Here is a 19,673-nt window from a genome sequence, read left to right as displayed (position 1 = left end):
TGTGCGAAGTGGTGTTTGATCCGGGTGACGACGTGGCTGTCGTGTCCGCGATCAGTGTCGCCACTTGTGCTGAGGCTGCCGCGACTGCTGGGCGGCTGGCGGCGATCTTTGCCTTGATGGAGTTGCGTCTGACCCCGGACGACGAGCGCAATCACCGCTCCTGCGATCTGTGGGATTTCACGGTCGCCGAGGTCGGCGCGGCGATGGGTATCAGCCGCCGGAAGGCGTCAAGTCAGATGTGTTTCGCCCGCGCCATGCTCAGCCGGCTGCCGCGGGTGTTCGAGTTGCTCAAGTCGGGGGTGGTGTCGGTCCGGACGGCCTCGGCCATTTCGTTTCGCACGCGGGATGTCCTCGACGACGAGCCGATGGAGGCCATCGATCGGGTGATCGCCGCCCAGGCCGCGAGCTGGGGTGCTTTGTCGGATGCCAGGTTGGATGCCGTCATCGATCATGTGTTGGCCGAGTACGACCCGCTGGCCCTGGCGACGTTTGAGGAGGTCGCCCGCCGGCGCGACGTCGAGTTCGGCAAGCAGGATGATGCGACGGGGACCTGCTCGATGTGGGGGCGGATCTACAGCACTGATGCCGCGGTGTTGAGGAAACGCCTCGCTGAGCTCGCTCGCCATCTGTGCTCCGATGATCCGCGCAGTGCGGGGGAGCGTCGGGCTGATGCGTTGGGTGCGTTGGCCGCTGATGCGGGGCCGTTGGCGTGTCGGTGTGGCAGGCCTGAGTGTGCGGGCGCCTCGGTGAAGCCAGTTCGCAGTCCGGTGGTGATTCATGTGGTGGCGGATGAGGCTGCTGTGGCTTCGGCCCGGGCCGAGAATGCCACTGGTGCCGGTGAAGCGCGGTCGGCGGCGTCTCGGCCTGGCGCATCATCACCCAGTCTGCCGGCGACGCCTCCAAGCACGCCGGTGCGGCGTCCGGCCGCGGTGCTGGAGGACGGCCGTATCATTCCCAACCGGCTGTTGCGGGAGCTGCTTCTGGGCGACGCCAAGGTCACCCCGCTCAAGACTCCCTCGGCGGAGCCGGAGCCGCACTATCGGCCGTCGGCGGCGTTGGCGGCGTTCGTGCGCAGCCGGGATATGTGGTGCCGGTTCCCGGGCTGCACCACCCCAGCGCAAGCCTGCGATATCGACCACGCCATTCCGTATCCGGCGGGGCCCACGCATCCGTCGGATCTACGGTGCCTGTGCCGCAAAAATCATCTGCTCAAGACGTTCTTTGTCGGCGAGGATGGCTGGTCAGACATCCAGTATCCCGACGGCCGCATCGAATGGACTTCGCCCACGGGTCACACCTACACCACGTCTCCGGGCAGTCGGTTGTTCTTCCCCAACTGGGACACCACCACCGCGCCACTGTCGAAGCTCGCACCGTCGAGCACGCCAAGCCTCGACAAGGGTGTGCAGATGCCCGGCCGTCGGCGCACCCGTGAGGAAGAACGAATTCAACGCATCAAAAGCCGACGCGCAAAACGGGATACGAGCTGAGGCTGACCGGTTCAGGCGTCGACCAGATGCCCGACCACCGAGGCGAACATCGAGATCGCCGCGCCCGGGTCTGAGCCGGTGACCGCTTTCGTGGCGCCGCCAGAAACCACAATGTTGTTCCCGCCGCTCACGTAAAGCCCGACAGGAGAGCCGAATTGGTGGTGTCGACCCAGCCCCTGGTCTGGGCCGAACTGACGCACGCCGGAGACGAAATGCACCGGCAGGTACACCACTGAGTTCTCCCCGTGGACCGTAGCCTCGATGAAGTTCACTGTGGCACCGTCCTGTGCGGCCAACTGCCCAGAGATGTGCTCGACGACCAGGATCTTCCCCATCGGCACGGCGGCCAGGATCACCTGGATGTATGGCGCGACAACCAGGCCATGGTTGTCGTTGTGCCCGGTGTCGGCGAACGGTTGTAGTGCCATCATTCGATGATCGCGCTCAAAGACGGGTTATGTTGGCGGTCTCGGAAACTCAGTCGGGGGAGAGGCGACCGCGAAGAGGCGCCACTCGCCGGGAATCGCGATCACCCATGGCCGCGGCGAGGCGCGTCTACGTGACCTCCTGGAAGGAGGACCGCCAGCCGGGCTCGTAGCAGTGATTGATGTTGTGGCCAGGCAGCGCAACGTATTTCGCACCGGGAATGCGATCGGCGACGTCCTTGCCCCACTCGGGTGGAACGATGGGCGACGCGCAGGTCCCCGTTCCTCGCATAGCGTGTCTCGGAGAACACGCTGGCAGTCTATGCCCGGGGACCCGCGCGTCAGCGGCGTTTCCGCTGCTCAGCCTATGGCTTGGTCAATTCCGCGTACCGCGTGATGTGGTAGTCGGTGGTGCCGAACTCGTACTGCACGGCCGTCAGGCGCTTGAAGTAGTGGCCGATTGCGAGTTCCTCGGTCATACCCATGCCGCCGTGCAATTGCACGGCGTTCTGGCCGATGAACCGCGCCGCGCGTCCGATGGTGGCCTTGGCCGCCGACACCGCGCGAGACCGCACCTCCGGTTCGGCGTCGAGGTTCAGGATCGCCAGGAACACCGCGGCCACCGACTGCTCGAGTTCCATGTACATGTCGACCATGCGGTGCTGCAGTGCCTGGAAGCTGCCGATCGGCTGCCCGAACTGCTGGCGCTGCTTGGAGTATTCGACGGTGTCGGTCAACACCTTTCGCATGCAGCCGACGGCCTCGGAAGATACTGCCGCAGCACCCTCGTCCAGCGCACGCGCCAGCGATCCCTCGGCATCGGCGCTCAGCAGCGCCTCGGCGGGCAGACGCAGGCCCGTGAACACCAGATCGGCGGCGCGCCTGTCGTCGATGGTCCGGTAGCTCTGCACGGCCAACCCGGAGGCGGGGGAGGCCGCGTCGAATTCGGTGAGGAACAGTCCGAGGCCGTCGGTCGTGCGCGCAGTGATGAGCAGATGGGTGGCCAGCGGTGCGTCAAGCACGACCGGCTTGGATCCGTTGATCACCCACGCCCCGCCGTCGCGTGCCGCGGTGGCGGGTTCCTCGTCGTCGTGGGAGGCCAGCGCGACGACCGCGGTGCCGGAGGCGATCTGCTCCAGCAGTTCGGTGGCCGCGGAAGCGTCGGCGCGCTGCAGCAGTCCGCCGCTGACCACCACGGTGCTCACGTAGGGCTCGACCACGAGAGCATGCCCGAGCGCATCGGTGATCACCATGAGTTCCTCGGCGCCACCGCCGATTCCGCCGACCTCCTCGTCGAAGGTCGCGCCCAGGATGCCGAGTTCGTCGGCGAAGGAACGCCAGATGTCGGGTTGCCAGCCGGGGCCGGTCTTGGCCGCGGTGCGACTCTTGGCGAGGTCGTAGCGGGTGTCGAGGAACTTGGCGAGCCCGTCGCGCAGCAGTTCCTGTTCCTTGGTGAGGTTGAAGTCCATGACCTGTCCTAGAGCCCGAGTTGCGCTTTGGCGAGGATGTTTCGTTGAATTTCGTTGCTGCCGGCGTAGATCGAACCGGCGCGATCGTTGAAGTAGCGCAGCGGTGCGACCGCCTGCCAGGGCTCTCCGCTGACGTATCCGTCGGCGGGCGGCTCGTATTCGGTCACCGGCCCGCCGGGGCGGGTCGCGTGAGGCTGGTACACCCGGCCACGCGGGCCTGCGGTCTCCAGTGCCAGTTCGGTGATCAACTGGCTCAACTCGGTCGAGAGCACCTTGAGCATCGACGACGCCGTGCCCGGGTTGCCGCCTTCGGCGACGACGGCCAGCGTCCTGAACTCGAGGATCTCGAGCACCTCGGTGCGGATGCGGACATCGGCGAGCTTGCGCGCGAACGCGGGGTCGTCGATGAGTGCGCCGCCGTGGGGGCCTGTCTGCTGTGTTGCGGCAGTGGAGATCTCCTCGGCCATCACCTGAAGAGCGGGTGCGGTGGCGCCGCCGCCGCGCTCGAACTCCAGCAGGTACTTCGCGACGGTCCAGCCGTCGTCGATGCGGCCCAGCACGTTGGCCTTGGGCACGCGCACGCTGTCGAAGAACACCTGGTTCTGCACCTCTTCGCCCGAGGTCATGACCAGGGGGTGCACCTCGATGCCGGGGGTGTCCATCTCGAACAGGATGAACGTGATGCCCTGCTGCTTGCGCTCCAGGCGCGACGTGCGCACGAGGGCGAACATCCAGTTGGCCTCGGTCGCGTGCGTGGTCCAGATCTTGCTGCCGGTCAGGATCAGGTCGTCCCCGTCGTCGACGGCGGCCATCTGCAGCGACGCGAGGTCACTGCCGGACTCCGGTTCGGAGTAGCCCTGGCAGAAGAACACCTCGCCGGTCAGGATCCGGGGCAGGAAGAACGCCTTCTGCTCCTCGGTGCCGAACTTGATGATCGCGTGCGCGACCATCCGGATGCCCATCGGCGACAGCGACGGCGCACCGGCCAGCGTCGACTCGCGGCTGAAGATGTAGTGCTGGGTCAGCGTCCAGTCGCATCCGCCGTGCTCGACGGGCCACGCCGGGGCGGCCCAGCCCCGCTCGTGCAGGATGGCCTGCCACTCCATGCTCGCCTCGTGATCGGCGTACACGCTGGTCATCAGTCGCCCGGCGGCGCGCAGATCGGGGGTGAGCTTTTCTTCGAGGAACCCCCGCACTTCATCGCGGAAGGCGCGGTCCTTCTCCGACCACTCTAGGTCCATGGTTGTCCTCTGCTGGGTGGTGTGACCGTACACGGCTTGGTTGTCATGTTAGGGACAGATCCGATATTTGATCAAATCTTGCGGGGTTTGGTGGCGATTCCGGTGAGCGCCCTGGTGGTCGTGTCGTGCGGATCGGTAGCAGGATGTCCGGGTGAGCCACTTTCGGTACTGCGTGATCGGCGGCGGAATCGTCGGATTGTCGACGGCGTATCACCTGCTGGAAGCGGATCCCGACGCCACCGTGCTGGTGCTGGAGGCCGAGGGCGACGTCGCGTCACACCAGACCGGGCACAACAGCGGCGTCATCCACTCCGGCATCTACTACGAACCGGGCAGCCTCAAGGCCACGCTGTGTAAGGCGGGGGAGAAGGCGACCAAAGAGTTCTGCACCGAACACGGCATCCCGTTCGAGGAGTGCGGCAAGCTCATCGTGGCCACCACCCCGGCCGAGCTGGCCCGGATGGCCGACCTGGAACGCCGTGCAGAGATCAACGGCATTGAATGCCGACGCGTGGGCGCCGACGAGTTGGCTGAACTTGAGCCCAACGTCACCGGCCTCGCGGCCCTGCACCTGCCGCGCACCGGCATCGTCGACTATCCGCGGATCGCGCGGAAACTCGCCGAACTCGTGGCGGCCCGCGGCGGCGATGTGCGCAGGGGTGCCCGCGTGGTCGCGATCGCCGAATCCATGCAGCGGGTTTCGGTGTCGACTCAGTACATCTCGGTCACCTGTGATCGGCTGATCGCGTGCGCGGGACTGCAGTCCGACCGCCTCGCGCAGATGGCCGGACTGAACGTCGACACCCAGATCGTGCCGTTTCGCGGCGAGTACTTCAGGCTGCCGCCGCATCGGGTCGGGTTCGTCACGCGGTTGATCTACCCGGTGCCCGATCCCGAACTGCCTTTCCTCGGTGTGCATCTGAGTCCGACTGTCCACGGCGACATCACGGTCGGACCCAATGCCGTGCTGGGCCTGGCCCGTCAGCGCTACCCGAAGTTCTCGGTCGACGTCGCCGACGTCATGCGGATGGCGCGCTTCCCGGGCACCTGGCGCGTCGCCCGTAGCAACGTCGGCGTGGGCCTGCGCGAGATCCGCAACTCGCTGTTCAAGGGCAGCTACCTGCGGGAGTGCCGCAGATACGCACCGGCACTGCAGAAGTCGGACCTGCTGCCCGTTCCCGCCGGGATTCGGGCGCAGGCAGTCCGGCGGGACGGCACGCTGCTGCATGACTTCGTGATCGAGGAGACCAACCGGATGGTGCACGTGCTGAACTCACCGTCGCCGGCCGCGACGGCGGCACTGCCGATCGGCGCGCACCTCGCGTCGGTGGGCGTCAATCGCTGAGGGTGGCATCGACCGCGTCGACCGACAGGATGTGGTCGAGCACCAGCACGGCTGATCCCTGCGCGGCCGAGCGGTCTCCGAAGGACGCGGGCACCACCTGCAGGGTGCGCGTCGCGAGCGCGGTCGCGTTGCCGTACAACGTCTCTCGGAGTCCGGCCACGAGGATGTCATAGGCGCCGGTCATGTCCCCGCCGATGACCAGCACCGCGGGATTGAGCAGGTTGACGGCTGCCGCGATCGCCTCACCGATGTGGCGTCCGCTGTCGCGAAGCAGGCGCCGCGCCTCCGGTTCGCCGCGATGCGCAAGCTCGACCACATCCCGCACGTGGTGCACTGGGTGACCCTGCTGCTGCAGTGTGCGCACCATCGGCCAGCCGCCGGCGATGGCCTCCAGGCAGCCGGTGTCTCCGCAGCGGCATAGCACCCCTTGGGCGGCAGCCACTTTGTTGTGGCCGAACTCGCCGGCGGCGCCGACCGCTCCGCGCTGCAGCGCCCCGCCCGCGATGATGCCCGCGCCCAGGCCCGTCGAAAGCTTGAGCAGGAGAAGGTTCCCGACGTCGCGGTGGCCGCCGCGCCACTCGGCGAGTGCCATGGCGTTGGCGTCGTTGTCGGCGATCACCGGAGCGGACGTGAGGCCGCTGAAGTACGGCGCCAGTGCGATGCCGTCCCACCCGTTCATGACGGGTGAGTCCAGGCTGGCGCCCGCGGCCAGGTCGACGGTGCCCGGCAGGCTCACGCCGATACCGCGCACCTCGGCGAACTCATGGCCGCTTTCGGTGAGCAGCGCCTCGAGGCGTGTGACCAGATTGGGCATCAATTCGTCGGGTCCGGGGGCGCCGTCCAGATCGACATCGGCGTGCGCCTGGACGTGGCCCGCTAGGTCGGTGACGGCCAGGTGGGTGCGACTGCGTCCGATCGCCACGGCCGCGACGACTCCCGCGTCGGCGTTGAACCGCAGCAGTGCGGGCGGTCGGCCTCCGGTGGATGGCCCCTCGTCGTGTTCGACAACCAGGCCGCACTCGGTGAGCGCCGCGACGCGGGCGGCCACGGCCGTTCGTGACAGTCCGGTGGCGTGCCGCAGTTCGCTGCGTGTGGTCGCGACGCCGTCGCGGATCAGCGCAAACAGTTCGCCCACAGACGCCGACCGGAGGTGTGAGGAACGCCTGAGCACGGGCATGGGCCCTATTTAACAATCCGTGCTTTATGTCAGCAATGCCTGAAAGGCTCGTTACTTCTGCCTGAAAAAGACATAAGTCAGTGAGAAATGAGTTGAAAGGGCGGATAGGCTGGAACGCGATCTGGTGTTCTGCAACGGTGCAGGAGCCCTCCTGACGAAACCGGAAGCGGGACGACCGTGACGACTGCTGCTGTGCCACCCACCGCGCCCGCCGCGCTGGTGGCGCCGCCTCCCTCGGTCCTCAAGTTGGCGGTGCTGGCGCTGGCGCTCGGGGGTTTCGGCATCGGCACCAACGAGTTCGTCGCAATGGGCCTGCTGCCCGACATCGCCGCCAGCCTCGGCGTCAGTGAGCCGTCGGCCGGCCACATCATCTCGGCCTACGCGCTCGGTGTGGTGATCGGCGCGCCCGTCATCGCCGCACTGACCGCCAGAGCGCCGCGCAAGGCGCTGCTGCTGACCCTGATGGCGGTGTTCGTGCTCGGCAACGTGGCGTCGGTTCTCGCGCCGACCTACGGCACGCTGGTGGCCGCGCGGTTCGTCGCGGGCCTGCCGCACGGCGCGTATTTCGGCATCGCCGCACTCGTCGCCGCGCGCCTACTGGGCCCCGGAAACCGCGCCAAGGCCGTCGCGCAGGTCATGACGGGCCTGACGGTCGCCACCGTGGTGGGTGTTCCGCTGGCGTCGTGGCTCGGCCAGCACCTGGGCTGGCGCAGTGCCTTCGTCCTCGTCGTGGGGATCGGCATCGCGACGATCGTCGCGCTGTGGCTGTGGCTGCCCAGCGTCGGCGCAACCCACGCCAGCAGTCCGCTGACCGAACTCGGCGCCCTCAAGCGTCCGCAGGTCTGGCTGGCGCTGGGCGTCGGCATGGTCGGGTTCGGCGGAATGTTCGCCGTCTACACCTATGTGGCGACCACGCTGACCGATGTCACCGGCGTGGGCAGGGCGTGGGTTCCGGTAGGGCTCATGGTCTTCGGCGCGGGGATGGTCGTCGGCAACTTCCTCGGCGGCCGGCTCGCGGACTGGTCGGTGATCCGCAGCCTCTACGCGACGATGGCTGCCCTGGGCATTGCGCTGGCGGTGTTCGTTGTGGCATCCCACCACTCGGTTACCGCGCTGATCGTGTTGTTCGTGATCGGGGCCAGCGGTGCGGCCATCGCGCCTGCCCTGCAGACCCGCCTGATGGACGTCGCCGCCGACGCACAGACCCTGGCCGCCGCCCTGAATCACTCGGCGCTCAACATCGCCAACGCGGCGGGCGCCTGGATCGGCGGAATGGTGATCGCGGCCGGATTCGGCTACACCGCTCCCGCGGCAGCGGGGGCACTGCTGGCGGCAGCGGGCCTGGTGATCCTCACCTGCTCGGTGCTGTTGCAGCGAAAGGAGGTTGACGCATGACCCACATCGAACTGCATCTGCCCGGACGCATGCGCGTGACGCTGACCACGGGGATGGGCGGCTTGGGACTGCGCGTGCACCGAAAGCCCTCGGTCTGAGTCAGGGCTGCGCGCGTTCCATCGCGTCGGCCTCGTCGGCGTACTTGTGCTCCTGGGGCCACAGGTCGAAGGTCTGGGTGATCCAGAAGGTCGCAAAGGACGCGATCAACAGCACCTCCGGCCAGAACACCGGACCCTTGGTGAACAGGCACACCACGGCCCAGACCACGCCGATCACCATCAGCATCGCCGTGGCCGTGTAGATCGCGCTGTACTTGCCGGTCTCAGCCCACAGCGCGTAGTGGCAGACCACACCCGTCATCGCCACGAACATCGCGATGGCCGCATAACCGTGGGCCTTGTCGGCGAACGTCTGGGGACTGACGATCAGGACCACCACTCCGAAAACCACGACCGCCCCGCCGAGAACCCGCACCGCCACCTCGAGTTTCGCTCGCCGGGGACGAGTGGCCCGCGGATTGCCCTGTACCGCATCGACGACCACGAAGAACGCATAACCGACGGCGACCGCGATGAGCAGCGCGAAGATGTTGTTGGGGATCGGCACGTCAGTGTCGGCGCTGCTCGGCAGCCACAGTCCGCAGGCCCGCGGGTCCGGATCCTGGCAGGCCGGGCGCCCCGTCGGGACAAGGGCGACGACGAACGCCATGAAGCCGGCGAAGTTGAGCAGCATGTCCTCGGTGATCGCCTCACCCTTGTACACGATGAGCCCGAGTCCGGTGGCGCCCAGCGACGCAACGAAGATGCTGTGGCTGACGGTGTAGTAGTAGGCGCTGACCGAGTCCTGCGGAACACCGGACGCCAACCGGGTGATCACCACCGACGCGATCAGCGCGGCGACCGCCGAAACCAGACTGATCCGCAGGTACCGGTAGGTCGACAGCGTGGTCTCAGGTTCGATGTACCTGCGCCTGGTGCGATCGACGTCGGTCATGGGCGATCAGCAGCAGCGGGCGCCGGGGTTGGCCTCGACGGCGGCGTCGCGCATCCGCCAGTACTCCCGTTCCGTGCAGACCGGCTCATCGGGGTGCAACCGCCGCCGATGCTCGACGTACCGGCGGTAGTGGTTGTCACCCATCAATGTGGAGAAGTACCAACGGATCTGGTGGCTGAGGCGGGAAGCGCGTCCCATTGTTTCTGCACCTCCTTCTCGGCAGCCGTCGGGATCATGCCGGATGGGGCGAAGATGCGCGACGGCACAGGTTCGTCCTCGGCAAGGGGTCTGCCGACCCCGCGAATCGAGCGCAACGCCATGACCACACCGGCCGTGACGACGATGATCACCACCACCGCGAACACGATCGAAAGCGTGCCCTGGATGAAGGTGTTGCGGATGACGGCGTCGATCTGCCCCGGATCCTTGGCCGCACCGAACGATGTCTCACCAGCCTCCTTGGCGGCGACGTACTGCGAATGCTGCTTCCAGTAGCCGAGTTTGGGGTCGGCCGAGAAGATCTTCTGCCATGACGCCGTCATCGTCACGATCAGGTCCCACAGCAGCGGAACGCCGGGGATCCAGGCCCACTTCAGGTGGCCCTTCTTGATCACCACCACCGTGACCACGGTCAACGCGATCGCGGCCAACAACTGGTTGGCGATGCCGAACAACGGGAACAGCGTGTTGATCCCGCCGAGTGGATCGGTGACGCCCATCAGCAGGATCGACCCCCAGGCCGCGACGACGATCACGCTGCACGCCCACGCGCCGACCCGCCAACTCGGATTGCGCAGCTTCTTCAACGGCCCGCCCAGGTTGCCCAGACCGTCGGACAGCATGAACCTGGCCACCCGGGTGCCGGCGTCCACGGTCGTCAGGATGAACAGCGCTTCGAACATGATCGCGAAGTGGTACCAGAACGCCTTGAGGCTCTCACCGCCGAACACCTGGTGCAGCACGTCGGACATGCCGAACGCCAGCGTCGGCGCGCCGCCGGTGCGGGACACGATCGAATTCTCCCCGACCCCTTCGGCGGCCGCGGTGATCTCCTCGGCGGTGATCGGGGCGCCGGACAGGCCCAGGCCGTTCACGTACGCGGCGGCCGACTCCGCGGTACCGCCGGTCGCGGCGGCGGGGGCGTTCATCACGAAGTACAGGTGCTGGTTCAGGATGCACGCGGTGATCAGCGCCATGATCGCGACGAACGACTCGGTCAGCATGCCGCCGTAGCCGATCAGCTTCATCTGGCTCTCCTTCTCGAGGAGCTTGGGCGTGGTGCCCGAGGAGATCAGCGAGTGGAAGCCCGACAGCGCGCCGCAGGCGATGGTGATGAACAGGAACGGGAACAGCGATCCGGCGAACACCGGGCCGTCACCGCGGGTGGCGAACTGCGAGATGGCCGGCGCCTCCATAAGGGGGCGAGCCAACAGGATTCCGACCGCCAGCAGGGCGATGGTGCCCACCTTCATGAAGGTCGACAGGTAGTCGCGTGGTGCGAGCAGCAGCCACACCGGCAGCACCGACGCGGCCAGGCCGTAGATGATGATGCACCACGACAGAGTCACCTTCGAGAGCGTGAACCAGTCGGCGCCCCAGGCGGTCTCGGCCACCCAGCCGCCGGAGACCACGGCCAGCAGCAGCAGCACGACGCCGATCAATGACACTTCGGAGACCCGGCCTGGACGGAGGAACCGCAGATACAGGCCCATGAAGATGGCGATCGGAATGGTCATCGCGATCGAGAAGACCCCCCACGGGCTTTCGGCCAGCGCGTTGACCACCACCAGCGCCAGCACCGCCAACAGGATCACCATGATGACCAGCACGCCGATGATCGCCGCGGCACCGCCGACCACCCCGAGTTCGTCCCGCGCCATCTGGCCCAGCGAGCGTCCGCGCCGGCGCGTCGAGATCGACAGCACCAGGTAGTCCTGCACACAGCCCGCGACGACCGCGCCGATGATGATCCAGATGGTGCCCGGCAGGAATCCCATCTGGGTGGCGAGCACCGGTCCGACGAGGGGACCGGCGCCCGCGATCGCCGCGAAGTGGTGCCCGTACAGCACCCGCCGGTCGGTCGGCATGTAGTCGGTGCCGTTCTCGAAGATCTCGGCGGGCGTGGCGTTCTCGTCCTTGGGCTTGACGATCTTCATCTCGATCAACCGGGCATAGAACCGGAAACCGATGATGTAGGTGCAGATCGCGGCCAACACGAACCACACGGCATTGACGGTCTCACCCCGGAAGAACGCGATGATCGCCCAGGCGATGGCGCCGACCAGGGCGATGGTGCCGAAGATCGCCTTGTGTTTGGTGGTGATGGGGGAGCGGTCGATGATCGCGACCGGCGGCAGGTCCGCCTCGGTGCGAATGTAGGTGATGTCGCCGACCGTCTCCTCGAGACGCTCTGGCGGAGCGGCGGGTGTGGCCACGTGTCTCAGATCCCTCCGGTGTCTGTGTCGCTTGAGTGCGATCCTTGCACTGCGGGCCGGGGAATCGAAGCAATTGGGTCGGCTCAGCGCTCGAAGATCGCGCGCACCGCGTCCACCGTGTCCGCCTCGGCTGGGGGTTTGTCGTCGCGATACCGCACGACGCGGGCGAATCGCAGCGCCATACCCGCCGGGTAGCGGGTGGAGGACTGCACGCCGTCGAATGCGATCTCGACGACCTGCTCGGGTCGAACCCGCACCACATACCCGTCGGTCGGTCCGTCGGCGAGTTCGGTGAACCGCGTTGTCTGCCAGTCCAGCATCGCGTCGGTCATGCCCTTGAAGGTCTTTCCCAGCATCACGTATCCGCCGGTGGCCGGATCCCGGGCACCCAGATGAATGTTCGACAGTTTCCCGGTGCGGCGCCCCGACCCCCATTCGACCGCGAGCACCACGAGGTCCAGGGTGTGTACGGGTTTGACCTTCAGCCATCCGGCGCCGCGGCGGCCCGCCTCGTAGCCCGCGGTCGGGGACTTGGCCATCACGCCTTCGTGTCCGGCGTCCAAAGTCGCGGTCAGGAACTCCTGTGCCGCTTCCTCGTCCGAGGTGGCCAATCGGTCGACGCGGTGCTGCGCTGGCACCACCGCATCGAGTGCGGCGAGTCGCTCGGCGGTGGGTGCGTCGAGCAGATCGGTGCCGTCGAGGTGCAGCAGGTCGAAGAAGAACACAGACAGACCGATGGCGCCGCCGCCGCGGCTTCCGAACCTCGAGGCCGTGACCTGAAACCGGTGTGGACGCCCGTCGTCGCGCAGTGCGATCGCCTCACCGTCGGCGATGAAACTGCGCACCGGCAGGGCCCTCGCGGCGTCGACCACCTCCGGCAGGCGGGCCGTGACGTCGTCGAGGCTGCGCGTATACACCGCGACGTCGGAGCCGCTCCGATGGATCTGGACCCGCGCGCCGTCCAGCTTGGCTTCGAAAATGCCTGTGCCACCGAGCTTCTCCAACGCCTCGGCGACCCCGGACGCGGTCTGCGCCAGCATCGGGCCGACCGGTCGGCCCACCCGCAGGGTGAACTCCGCGAGCGCGGGTGCACCGCCGGTCAGCGCCGCGGCCGCCACCGCGGGAAGCTCACCGCCGAGCATCGCCGCGCGGCGGACCTCGGTCGCGGGCAGGTTCGCGGCCTTGGCGACGGCGTCGGCCATCAGTCCTCGCAGCGCGCCCTGGCGCAGTTCGCCGCCGAGAAGCGCACGCAGGAAGGCCTGTTCGTCGCCGGTTGCGGCGCTGAACAACCCGGTGAGCAGCGTCGACCGACGGGCCTGCGAGCCTGGGCCCGCGACCGCACCGATCGCGGTGAACGTCGTGTCGACCTCGGCGACGGTCAGGGTGGGGGTGGCAGCGGCGGGCGGAAGAGAGCGCAGTGCGGCCCAGCCGACGCCGATCTGGCGTTGGGGCAGGTCCCCGGACAGCCACGCGACGATCACCGCCACCTGCTCGGCCGATCCCTCGGCGGCCGCGCGGGTCAGCAGTTCGGCGATATGGCGGGCCTTGGCCAGTCGCGACGAGGTCGCGCCCACCTCTCGCGAGGCCGCGGTGACGTCGTGAAGCAGCATGAACCCGATTATCGGACCGAGAACGACACTTCATGCCAGCCCGTGGCCCCGTCGGGCACCGGAAGCGCGTACTGCTCGGTCTGCAGTTGACCGGTGTTGTCGGTGGCTCGGACGGTGACGGTGTGCACTCCGGGGACCTCGGCCCGCCACGGGAAACTCCACAGCCGCCAGGTGTCGCCGGAGTAGCTCGCGCCGAGTTCGGCCGGTTGCCAGATGCCGTCATCGATGCGCACCTCGACGGCGCGCACGCCGCGATTCTGCGCCCACGCGACCCCGCCGAGGGTCACCGGGCCGACCGGCACGACCTGACCGCTGCGCGGGACGTCGACACGCGAGGACGTCTTGATGGGCCCGCGCGGAGACCAGCCCAACTTCGTCCAGTACGCCTGCGCGCGGTCGAATCTGGTGAGTTCGAGGTCGACCACCCATTTGGTGGCCGACACATAGCCGTAGAGGCCGGGCACCACGAGGCGGGCCGGATACCCGTGCTCGGGCGGCAGCGGCTGGCCGTTCATGGTGATGGCCAGCAGCGCGTCGCGGCGGTCGGTGAGCGCGTCGACGGGGGTGCCCGCGGTGAAACCGTCGCTCGAGGTGGACAGCGCCATGTCCGCCTCGCGTTTCACCCCGGCCCGCGCCAGCAGATCCCGCACGCGGTAGCCGGTCCAGACCGCATTGGAGATCAGGTCACCACCGATCGGGTTGGACACACACGTCAGCGTGACGACCTTCTCGACCAGTTCGAAGTCCGCCAGATCGTCGAAGTCGAAGGTGATTTCGCGATCGACCAGGCCATGGATGCGCAACTTCCACTGGTCCCGGGGCAACTGCGGTACGACCAGCGCGGTGTCGATGCGGTAGAAGTCGGCGTTGCTGGTGACGAAGCTGGGCAGTGTCACTCCGCGCGGTTGCACGTCGTCGGGAATGGGCGGGGCCGGGGCCTGTGGGGTGGGGGCGGCGAAGGCCTCGCGGTCCCCTTCGACGGAGTTCAATCGCCGGGACCAGGCGACTCCCGCGACGCCACCGACGACGCCGACGGCCAGCACGCCCAGTGCTGCCAGGGCGCGCCGACGCTCGGTGTCGGATGGACGCTCGCGCAGCAGCATCCGCAGCGCGGCGACACCGCAGGCCGCGCCGAGCAGGCTGGGAATCACGTCGGCCAGACCCGCTTCTGGCCGGCTGAGCACCGCGGCGGCCCCGGCGACACCGGCCGCCGCGATCGCGATGCTCCCAACGGGCCGGCGCCGGGTCTCGGCCGCGGCGGTGACGGCGGCGAGCACCAGGATGACGACCACGATTGCGATGGTCAGGAACAGCTTGTCGGCGGTGCCGAAGGTCTGGATCGCCCATTCCTTGACGGGACCGGGAGTGTGATCGATGACCGTCGACCCGACCGCGTTGCGCGCGTCGGCCCCGGGCCCGAACGGGACGGCCGCGAGTTGGGTGACACCGAGCGCCAAGAGCGCGGCAGCCACCCCGAGGACCATGCGCACACCGCGCGGTGCCTCCATAGCCGCCAAGGTACCGAGCCGAACCGGCCTCCGGGGAGTACCGGATACTCAATTCGTGGGGGTGGGTTCCCTAAACGTGACATGACCCGCTAAATTTGTAACTCAAATCAGGCGAGGAGGACTCATCTATGGAGATCAACGGCAAGAAGGCGATCGTCGTCGGCGGCGCGTCCGGCATGGGCCGGGCCTCTGCGGAACTGCTCAAGGCTAAGGGCGCCGACGTGGCGATCCTGGATCGCGAGGGCTCTGACGGCAAGGACGTCGCGCAGGAGCTCGGCGGCACGTTCCACGCGGTCGACGTCACCGACTTCGACGGCACCGAGGAGGCGCTGGCCGCTGCCGTGGCCGACCTCGGCGGCCTGCACGTCATCGTCACCACCGCCGGCGGCGGCATCGGTGAGCGCACGCTGGGCAAGGCAGGTGTGCACAGCCTCGACACCTTCCGCAAGACCATCGACCTGAACCTCATCGCGACGTTCAACATCAGCCGGTTGGCGGCCTCTCACATGGCCAAGAACGATCCGGAGGACGAGGAGCGCGGCGTCATCATCAACACCGCGTCGATCGCGGCGTTCGAGGGCCAGATCGGCCAGGTCGCCTACACCGCGGCCAAGGCCGGCATCGCGGGCATGTGCCTGACCATGGCCCGCGACCTGGGCTCGCTGGGCATCCGCGTGCTCGCGATCGCGCCGAGCCTGTTCGCCACGGGTCTGACCAAGGGCATCCCGGACGAGTTCGCCAACGCGCTCACCAAGGACGCGGCCTTCCCGAAGCGCCTCGGCCGCCCCGAGGAGTACGGGAAGCTCGTGACCGCCATCGTCGAGAACCCGATGCTCAACGGGCAGTGCCTGCGCCTGGACGCCGGGCAGAGGTTCGCACCCAAGTAAGACGTCCGTGCCGGGTTGACGCCACGGAGTGAATCGAGAAAAGTACACTCTTTGGCGTCACGCCCGCATCGGGGCGGGATGCAGCACGCGAAGGGACTGGCTGGGGTATGGGTATCGCACTGACCGATGATCATCGTGAACTCGCCGACGTGGCGCGGTCGTTCCTGACCGCACAGAAAGCCCGCGCGGCGGCCCGCGAACTGCTGGACGCCCCCGAGGAGGCCCGTCCGGCGTTCTGGGACGACCTGGCCGGGGTGGGCTGGCTCGGTCTCGCGGTCCCCGAGGAGCACGGCGGTTCCGGTTACGGACTACCCGAACTCGTCGTCGTGGTCGAGGAACTGGGCCGCGCGGTCGCGCCGGGTCCGTTCGTCCCGACCGTGACGGCGTCGGCGACCATCGCCGCATACGGCAGCGCCGAACAGCAGGCCAAGCTGCTGCCGGGCCTGATCGACGGAAGCCGGATCGCGGCCGTCGGATTCGGTGGTGACCTGACCGTCGCGGGCGGCAAGGTCTCCGGTGACGCCGGAGTCGTGCTGGGCGCCGGCCTCGCCGATGTGCTTCTGCTGGCCGCGGGTGACGACGTGCTCGTGATCGACCGCGCGGCCGACGGCGTCAAGGTCGAGGTGCCCGCCAATCTGGATCCCACCCGGCGGTCCGGACGTGTGGTGCTGACCGACGTCGCGGCGCAGGACGTCCTCGCCGGTGCCCGGGATGGGGCGCTGGCCCGTGCCCGTGCGTTGTTCGCCGCCGAGGCCGCGGGTGGTGCCTCCGACTGCGTCGACTCCGCGGTCGAGTACGCCAAGGTGCGCGAACAGTTCGGCCGCACGATCGCGACTTTCCAAGCGGTGAAGCATCATTGCGCCAACATGGCGGTTGCCGCCGAGTCGTCCGTCGCCCTGGCGTGGGACGCCGCGCGCGCCGCCGCTGAGGACGCCGACGACGCCGAGCAGCAGTTCCAGCTGATGGCCGCCTCGGCCGCGGCTCTGGCCTTCCCGGCCTACGTGCGCAACTCCGAACTGAACATCCAGGTGCACGGCGGAATCGGCTTCACCTGGGAGCACGACGCACACCTGCACCTGCGCCGGGCCCTGTCGGTGCGCGCGGTGCTGGGTGGGGACGCGCCCGCTGTCGACGTGTTCGACCGCACCGAGGCAGGCGTCAAGCGCGCCAACAGCCTGGACCTGCCGCCGGAGGCCGAGACGCTGCGGGTGTCGGTCCGCGCCGATGTCGAAGAGATCGCCGGAATCAGCGACGAGCAGGGACAACTCGACAAGCTGATCACCACCGGCTACGTCATGCCGCACTGGCCCAAGCCGTTCGGGCGGGCCGCCAACGCCGTCGAGCAGTTGGTCATCGACCAGGAGTTCCGTAAGGCCGGCGTCAAGCGCCCGGACTACTCGATCACCGGGTGGGTGATCCTGACGCTGATCCAGCACGGAACCCCTTCGCAGATCGAGCGATTCGTCGATAAGGCGCTGCGCAAGGAGGAGATCTGGTGCCAGCTGTTCTCCGAGCCTGACGCCGGTTCGGACGCCGCGGGCATCAAGACCCGGGCCACTCGGGTCGAGGGCGGCTGGAAGATCAACGGCCAGAAGGTGTGGACCAGCGGTGCACACTACTGCCGCCGCGGTCTGGCCACCGTGCGCACCGATTTCGACGTGCCCAAGCACGCTGGCATCACCACCGTGATCATCGATATGAAGGCGCCCGGAGTCGAGGTCCGTCCGCTGCGCATGATTTCGGGCGGGTCAGAATTCAACGAGGTCTTCTTCAACGACGTCTTTGTGCCCGACGAGGACGTGGTCGGCGAACCCAACACCGGATGGACCGTCGCGCGCGCGACACTCGGCAACGAGCGCGTCAGCATCGGTGGCGGTTCCGGGGTCAGCGGCATCGCCGCCGAAACCCTGATCCCGCTGGTGAACGCTCACCCGGATCGCGTGGCGGGCGCCAAGGTTCGGGTCGGCACCCACCTGGCCGACGAGCACGCCGTGCGCTTGCTGAACCTGCGTCGTGCGGTGCGCAGCATCGAGGGCGCCGGCCCGGGCCCCGAAGGCAACATCACCAAGCTCAAGATCGCCGAGGGCATGAACGAGCATGCGGCGATCGCGGTGTCGCTGTACGGCGCTGACGCGGCACTGTTCGACGGACCGGCCTCTCTGGCGACGCTGATGGCGATGGGTGCGCGCGGCATGGCCATCGCCGGCGGCACCTCGGAGGTCACGCGCAACCAGATCGCCGAGCGGATCCTGGGCATGCCGCGGGATCCCCTGATCAAGTAGCGGTGGTGGCCGCCGAGTCACCGGGTCCGAGGGCCGCGCAGATCGCGGCGCTCATCGAAACCGAGATCATCCGACGCGGATGGCCCGTCGGTGAGTCCCTCGGATCCGAGGCGGCGCTGCAACTCCAGTACTCGGCCAGCCGATCGGTGCTGCGTGAGGCCGTTCGACTGGTCGAACACCATCAGGTCGCCCGGATGCGCAAGGGCCCCAACGGTGGTCTGGTGATCACCGAACCCGACGCCGCGCCGGCGACCCGTGCGATGGTGATCTACCTCGAGTACGCCGGGGTGACCATTGACGAACTCCTGGCGGCGCGCCTGCTGTTGGAACCGCTGGCCTCAGGGCTGGCGGCCGAACGAATCGACGAAGCCGGAATCGACCGGCTGCGAACCAGTCTCGCGGCGTCCGGGTCGCCGCGCCGGCATGACGAGTTCCACGTCGCGCTCGCCGAACTCACCGGAAACCCGGTGCTGGCGCTGTTCGTCGACATCCTGACGCGACTCACGGCCCGCTATGCCCTCGACACCCGACTGCCGTCGGAGTCCGAGGTGTCCGACACCGTGCGACGCCTGTCGGCCGACCATGCCGGGATCGTGGAAGCCATCACGGCGGGGGACAGCGCACGGGCCAAGACGCTCACCGGCGAGCACGTCCGCATGGTGACCGACTGGCTGCGTCAGCACTACCGGTCTGGAACCCGCCGAGCGGCCCCCGCGGTGACCGAGCCGGGCAAGCGCGCGGAGGTGCTGGCCACCCAGATCCGCCGCGACATCGCCGCGGGCGGGTGGCGGACCGGCTCGGTGTTCGGCGCCGAGGCAGACCTGCTGGAGCGCTATGCGGTGTCGAGATCGGTGCTGCGGGAAGCGGTTCGGCTGCTTGAATACCACACCGTCGCGCGGATGCGACGCGGCCCGGGCGGCGGTCTGATCGTCACCGAGCCGCAACCCGGCCCCGCGCTGGACACCGTCGCGCTCTACCTGGAGTACCGCCGTCCCACGGCCGGCGACGTGCGTCAGGTGCGGGAGGCCATCGAGGTCGACAACGTCGTCACCGTCGTCGAACGGCGCGATGACCCCACTGTCGCGGCCTTCCTGGCGGATCACGCCGCGGCCGAGGTGCCGCCACCGGAGGTCGAACGCGTGGGGCAGGCCGAACTGTGCTTCCACAATGGCATCGCCGATCTGGCCGGGAACCGGGTCCTCAACATGTTCCTGGCCATCCTTGCCGAACTGGTCCGCCGGCATTGGACTCCGACACAGCAACCCGTTCCGGCCGCCGCGGACGTGGCGGACATGCACCACGCGCACGTGCGCATCATCGAGGCGATCCGCAGCGGGGACGCCAGTCTGGCCCAACACCGGTCCCGGCGTCATCTTGAAGCACTGTCGTCGTGGTGGATGCACGCTTAGGGTGGGT

The 19,673-nt window shown here is 68.0% G+C and carries 15 protein-coding genes; 6 read left to right on the top strand and 9 right to left on the bottom strand.

The genetic code is table 11. The annotated features are described in order from the left end of the window. Positions 1–32: 32 nt before the first annotated feature. Positions 33–1,490: an HNH endonuclease signature motif containing protein gene (locus G6N34_RS15690; protein ID WP_235680629.1), complete on the top strand. Its 1,458-nt coding sequence runs from the start codon at positions 33–35 to the stop codon at positions 1,488–1,490. A gap of 11 nt (positions 1,491–1,501) precedes the next feature. Here G6N34_RS15690 and G6N34_RS15685 read toward each other — a convergent pair whose 3' ends face one another. The 3 genes from G6N34_RS15685 to G6N34_RS15675 form a co-directional block, all read right to left on the bottom strand. Further along, complete coding sequence (locus tag G6N34_RS15685; RefSeq protein WP_133057702.1) at positions 1,502–1,918, bottom strand: hypothetical protein; 417 nt, start codon at positions 1,916–1,918, stop codon at positions 1,502–1,504. A gap of 362 nt (positions 1,919–2,280) precedes the next feature. Continuing rightward, entirely contained in the window at positions 2,281–3,384 is a 1,104-nt protein-coding gene (locus G6N34_RS15680; protein ID WP_085148104.1) for an acyl-CoA dehydrogenase family protein, read from the bottom strand. 8 nt (positions 3,385–3,392) lie between these two features. Further along, a complete protein-coding gene (locus G6N34_RS15675; RefSeq protein ID WP_085148101.1) occupies positions 3,393–4,625 on the bottom strand; it encodes an acyl-CoA dehydrogenase family protein in 1,233 nt (410 codons plus the stop codon). Positions 4,626–4,776: 151 nt separating this feature from the next. On the opposite strand from G6N34_RS15675, the gene lhgO reads away from it, so the two are divergent. Continuing rightward, entirely contained in the window at positions 4,777–5,970 is a 1,194-nt protein-coding gene (lhgO, locus tag G6N34_RS15670; protein ID WP_085148098.1) for an L-2-hydroxyglutarate dehydrogenase, read from the top strand. On the opposite strand, the gene G6N34_RS15665 is transcribed toward lhgO, so the two are convergent. Further along, complete coding sequence (locus G6N34_RS15665; RefSeq protein ID WP_085148095.1) at positions 5,960–7,147, bottom strand: ROK family protein; 1,188 nt, start codon at positions 7,145–7,147, stop codon at positions 5,960–5,962. The two genes, lhgO and G6N34_RS15665, sit on opposite strands and share 11 nt — an antisense overlap. Before the next feature lie 177 nt (positions 7,148–7,324). Here G6N34_RS15665 and G6N34_RS15660 point away from each other — a divergent pair, with 177 nt between their 5' ends. Continuing rightward, the gene (locus G6N34_RS15660) at positions 7,325–8,542 is read left to right on the top strand and encodes an MFS transporter (protein WP_085148091.1); all 1,218 of its coding nucleotides are present in this window, start codon (positions 7,325–7,327) and stop codon (positions 8,540–8,542) included. 99 nt (positions 8,543–8,641) lie between these two features. On the opposite strand, the gene G6N34_RS15655 is transcribed toward G6N34_RS15660, so the two are convergent. The 5 genes from G6N34_RS15655 to G6N34_RS15635 form a co-directional block, all read right to left on the bottom strand. Next, on the bottom strand, positions 8,642–9,535 hold the full coding sequence (locus tag G6N34_RS15655; RefSeq protein WP_085148089.1) for a hypothetical protein: 894 nt from the start codon (positions 9,533–9,535) through the stop codon (positions 8,642–8,644). 6 nt (positions 9,536–9,541) lie between these two features. Beyond that, positions 9,542–9,733, bottom strand: coding sequence for a YbdD/YjiX family protein (locus G6N34_RS15650; RefSeq protein WP_085148086.1), 192 nt, complete (start codon positions 9,731–9,733; stop codon positions 9,542–9,544). Further along, positions 9,679–11,970, bottom strand: coding sequence for a carbon starvation CstA family protein (locus tag G6N34_RS15645; RefSeq protein WP_085148082.1), 2,292 nt, complete (start codon positions 11,968–11,970; stop codon positions 9,679–9,681). Before G6N34_RS15645 ends, G6N34_RS15650 begins: the two co-directional genes overlap by 55 nt. Positions 11,971–12,053: 83 nt before the next feature. Then, positions 12,054–13,580 carry an ATP-dependent DNA ligase gene (locus G6N34_RS15640; RefSeq protein ID WP_085148079.1) on the bottom strand — a complete coding sequence of 509 codons (1,527 nt, stop codon included), beginning with the start codon at positions 13,578–13,580 and terminating at the stop codon, positions 12,054–12,056. Between the two features lie 8 nt (positions 13,581–13,588). Further along, positions 13,589–15,088, bottom strand: a complete 1,500-nt coding sequence (locus tag G6N34_RS15635; protein ID WP_085148076.1) for a molybdopterin-dependent oxidoreductase — start codon at positions 15,086–15,088, stop codon at positions 13,589–13,591. A gap of 128 nt (positions 15,089–15,216) precedes the next feature. Between G6N34_RS15635 and G6N34_RS15630 the strand changes: the two genes are divergently transcribed. The 3 genes from G6N34_RS15630 to G6N34_RS15620 all read left to right on the top strand — a co-directional run bounded on the left by G6N34_RS15630 (position 15,217) and on the right by G6N34_RS15620 (position 19,666). Beyond that, positions 15,217–15,975 (top strand): SDR family NAD(P)-dependent oxidoreductase, encoded by a 759-nt coding sequence (locus tag G6N34_RS15630; protein WP_085148074.1) that lies wholly within the window; start codon positions 15,217–15,219, stop codon positions 15,973–15,975. 107 nt (positions 15,976–16,082) lie between these two features. Beyond that, positions 16,083–18,257: an acyl-CoA dehydrogenase family protein gene (locus tag G6N34_RS15625; RefSeq protein ID WP_085148071.1), complete on the top strand. Its 2,175-nt coding sequence runs from the start codon at positions 16,083–16,085 to the stop codon at positions 18,255–18,257. Positions 18,258–18,262: 5 nt separating this feature from the next. Beyond that, positions 18,263–19,666, top strand: a complete 1,404-nt coding sequence (locus tag G6N34_RS15620; protein WP_085149917.1) for a FadR/GntR family transcriptional regulator — start codon at positions 18,263–18,265, stop codon at positions 19,664–19,666. The last annotated feature ends 7 nt before the right edge of the window (positions 19,667–19,673 follow it).

Origin of the sequence: Mycolicibacterium confluentis (genome assembly GCF_010729895.1) — a bacterium.
GTDB lineage: Bacteria > Actinomycetota > Actinomycetes > Mycobacteriales > Mycobacteriaceae > Mycobacterium > Mycobacterium confluentis.
The sequence above is the reverse complement of the archived record's forward strand: the minus strand, read 5'-3'. Positions and strand labels throughout refer to the sequence as shown.

Excerpts from the sequence above, each read along its gene's own strand:
- G6N34_RS15685 (WP_133057702.1), bottom strand. The coding sequence starts at position 1,918 with ATGGCACTACAACCGTTCGCCGACACCGGGCACAACGACAACCATGGC.
- G6N34_RS15680 (WP_085148104.1), bottom strand. The coding sequence starts at position 3,384 with ATGGACTTCAACCTCACCAAGGAACAGGAACTGCTGCGCGACGGGCTC.
- G6N34_RS15675 (WP_085148101.1), bottom strand. The coding sequence starts at position 4,625 with ATGGACCTAGAGTGGTCGGAGAAGGACCGCGCCTTCCGCGATGAAGTG.
- G6N34_RS15665 (WP_085148095.1), bottom strand. The coding sequence starts at position 7,147 with ATGCCCGTGCTCAGGCGTTCCTCACACCTCCGGTCGGCGTCTGTGGGC.
- G6N34_RS15655 (WP_085148089.1), bottom strand. The coding sequence starts at position 9,535 with ATGACCGACGTCGATCGCACCAGGCGCAGGTACATCGAACCTGAGACC.
- G6N34_RS15650 (WP_085148086.1), bottom strand. The coding sequence starts at position 9,733 with ATGGGACGCGCTTCCCGCCTCAGCCACCAGATCCGTTGGTACTTCTCC.
- G6N34_RS15640 (WP_085148079.1), bottom strand. The coding sequence starts at position 13,580 with ATGCTGCTTCACGACGTCACCGCGGCCTCGCGAGAGGTGGGCGCGACC.
- G6N34_RS15635 (WP_085148076.1), bottom strand. The coding sequence starts at position 15,088 with ATGGAGGCACCGCGCGGTGTGCGCATGGTCCTCGGGGTGGCTGCCGCG.
- G6N34_RS15630 (WP_085148074.1), top strand. The coding sequence starts at position 15,217 with ATGGAGATCAACGGCAAGAAGGCGATCGTCGTCGGCGGCGCGTCCGGC.
- G6N34_RS15625 (WP_085148071.1), top strand. The coding sequence starts at position 16,083 with ATGGGTATCGCACTGACCGATGATCATCGTGAACTCGCCGACGTGGCG.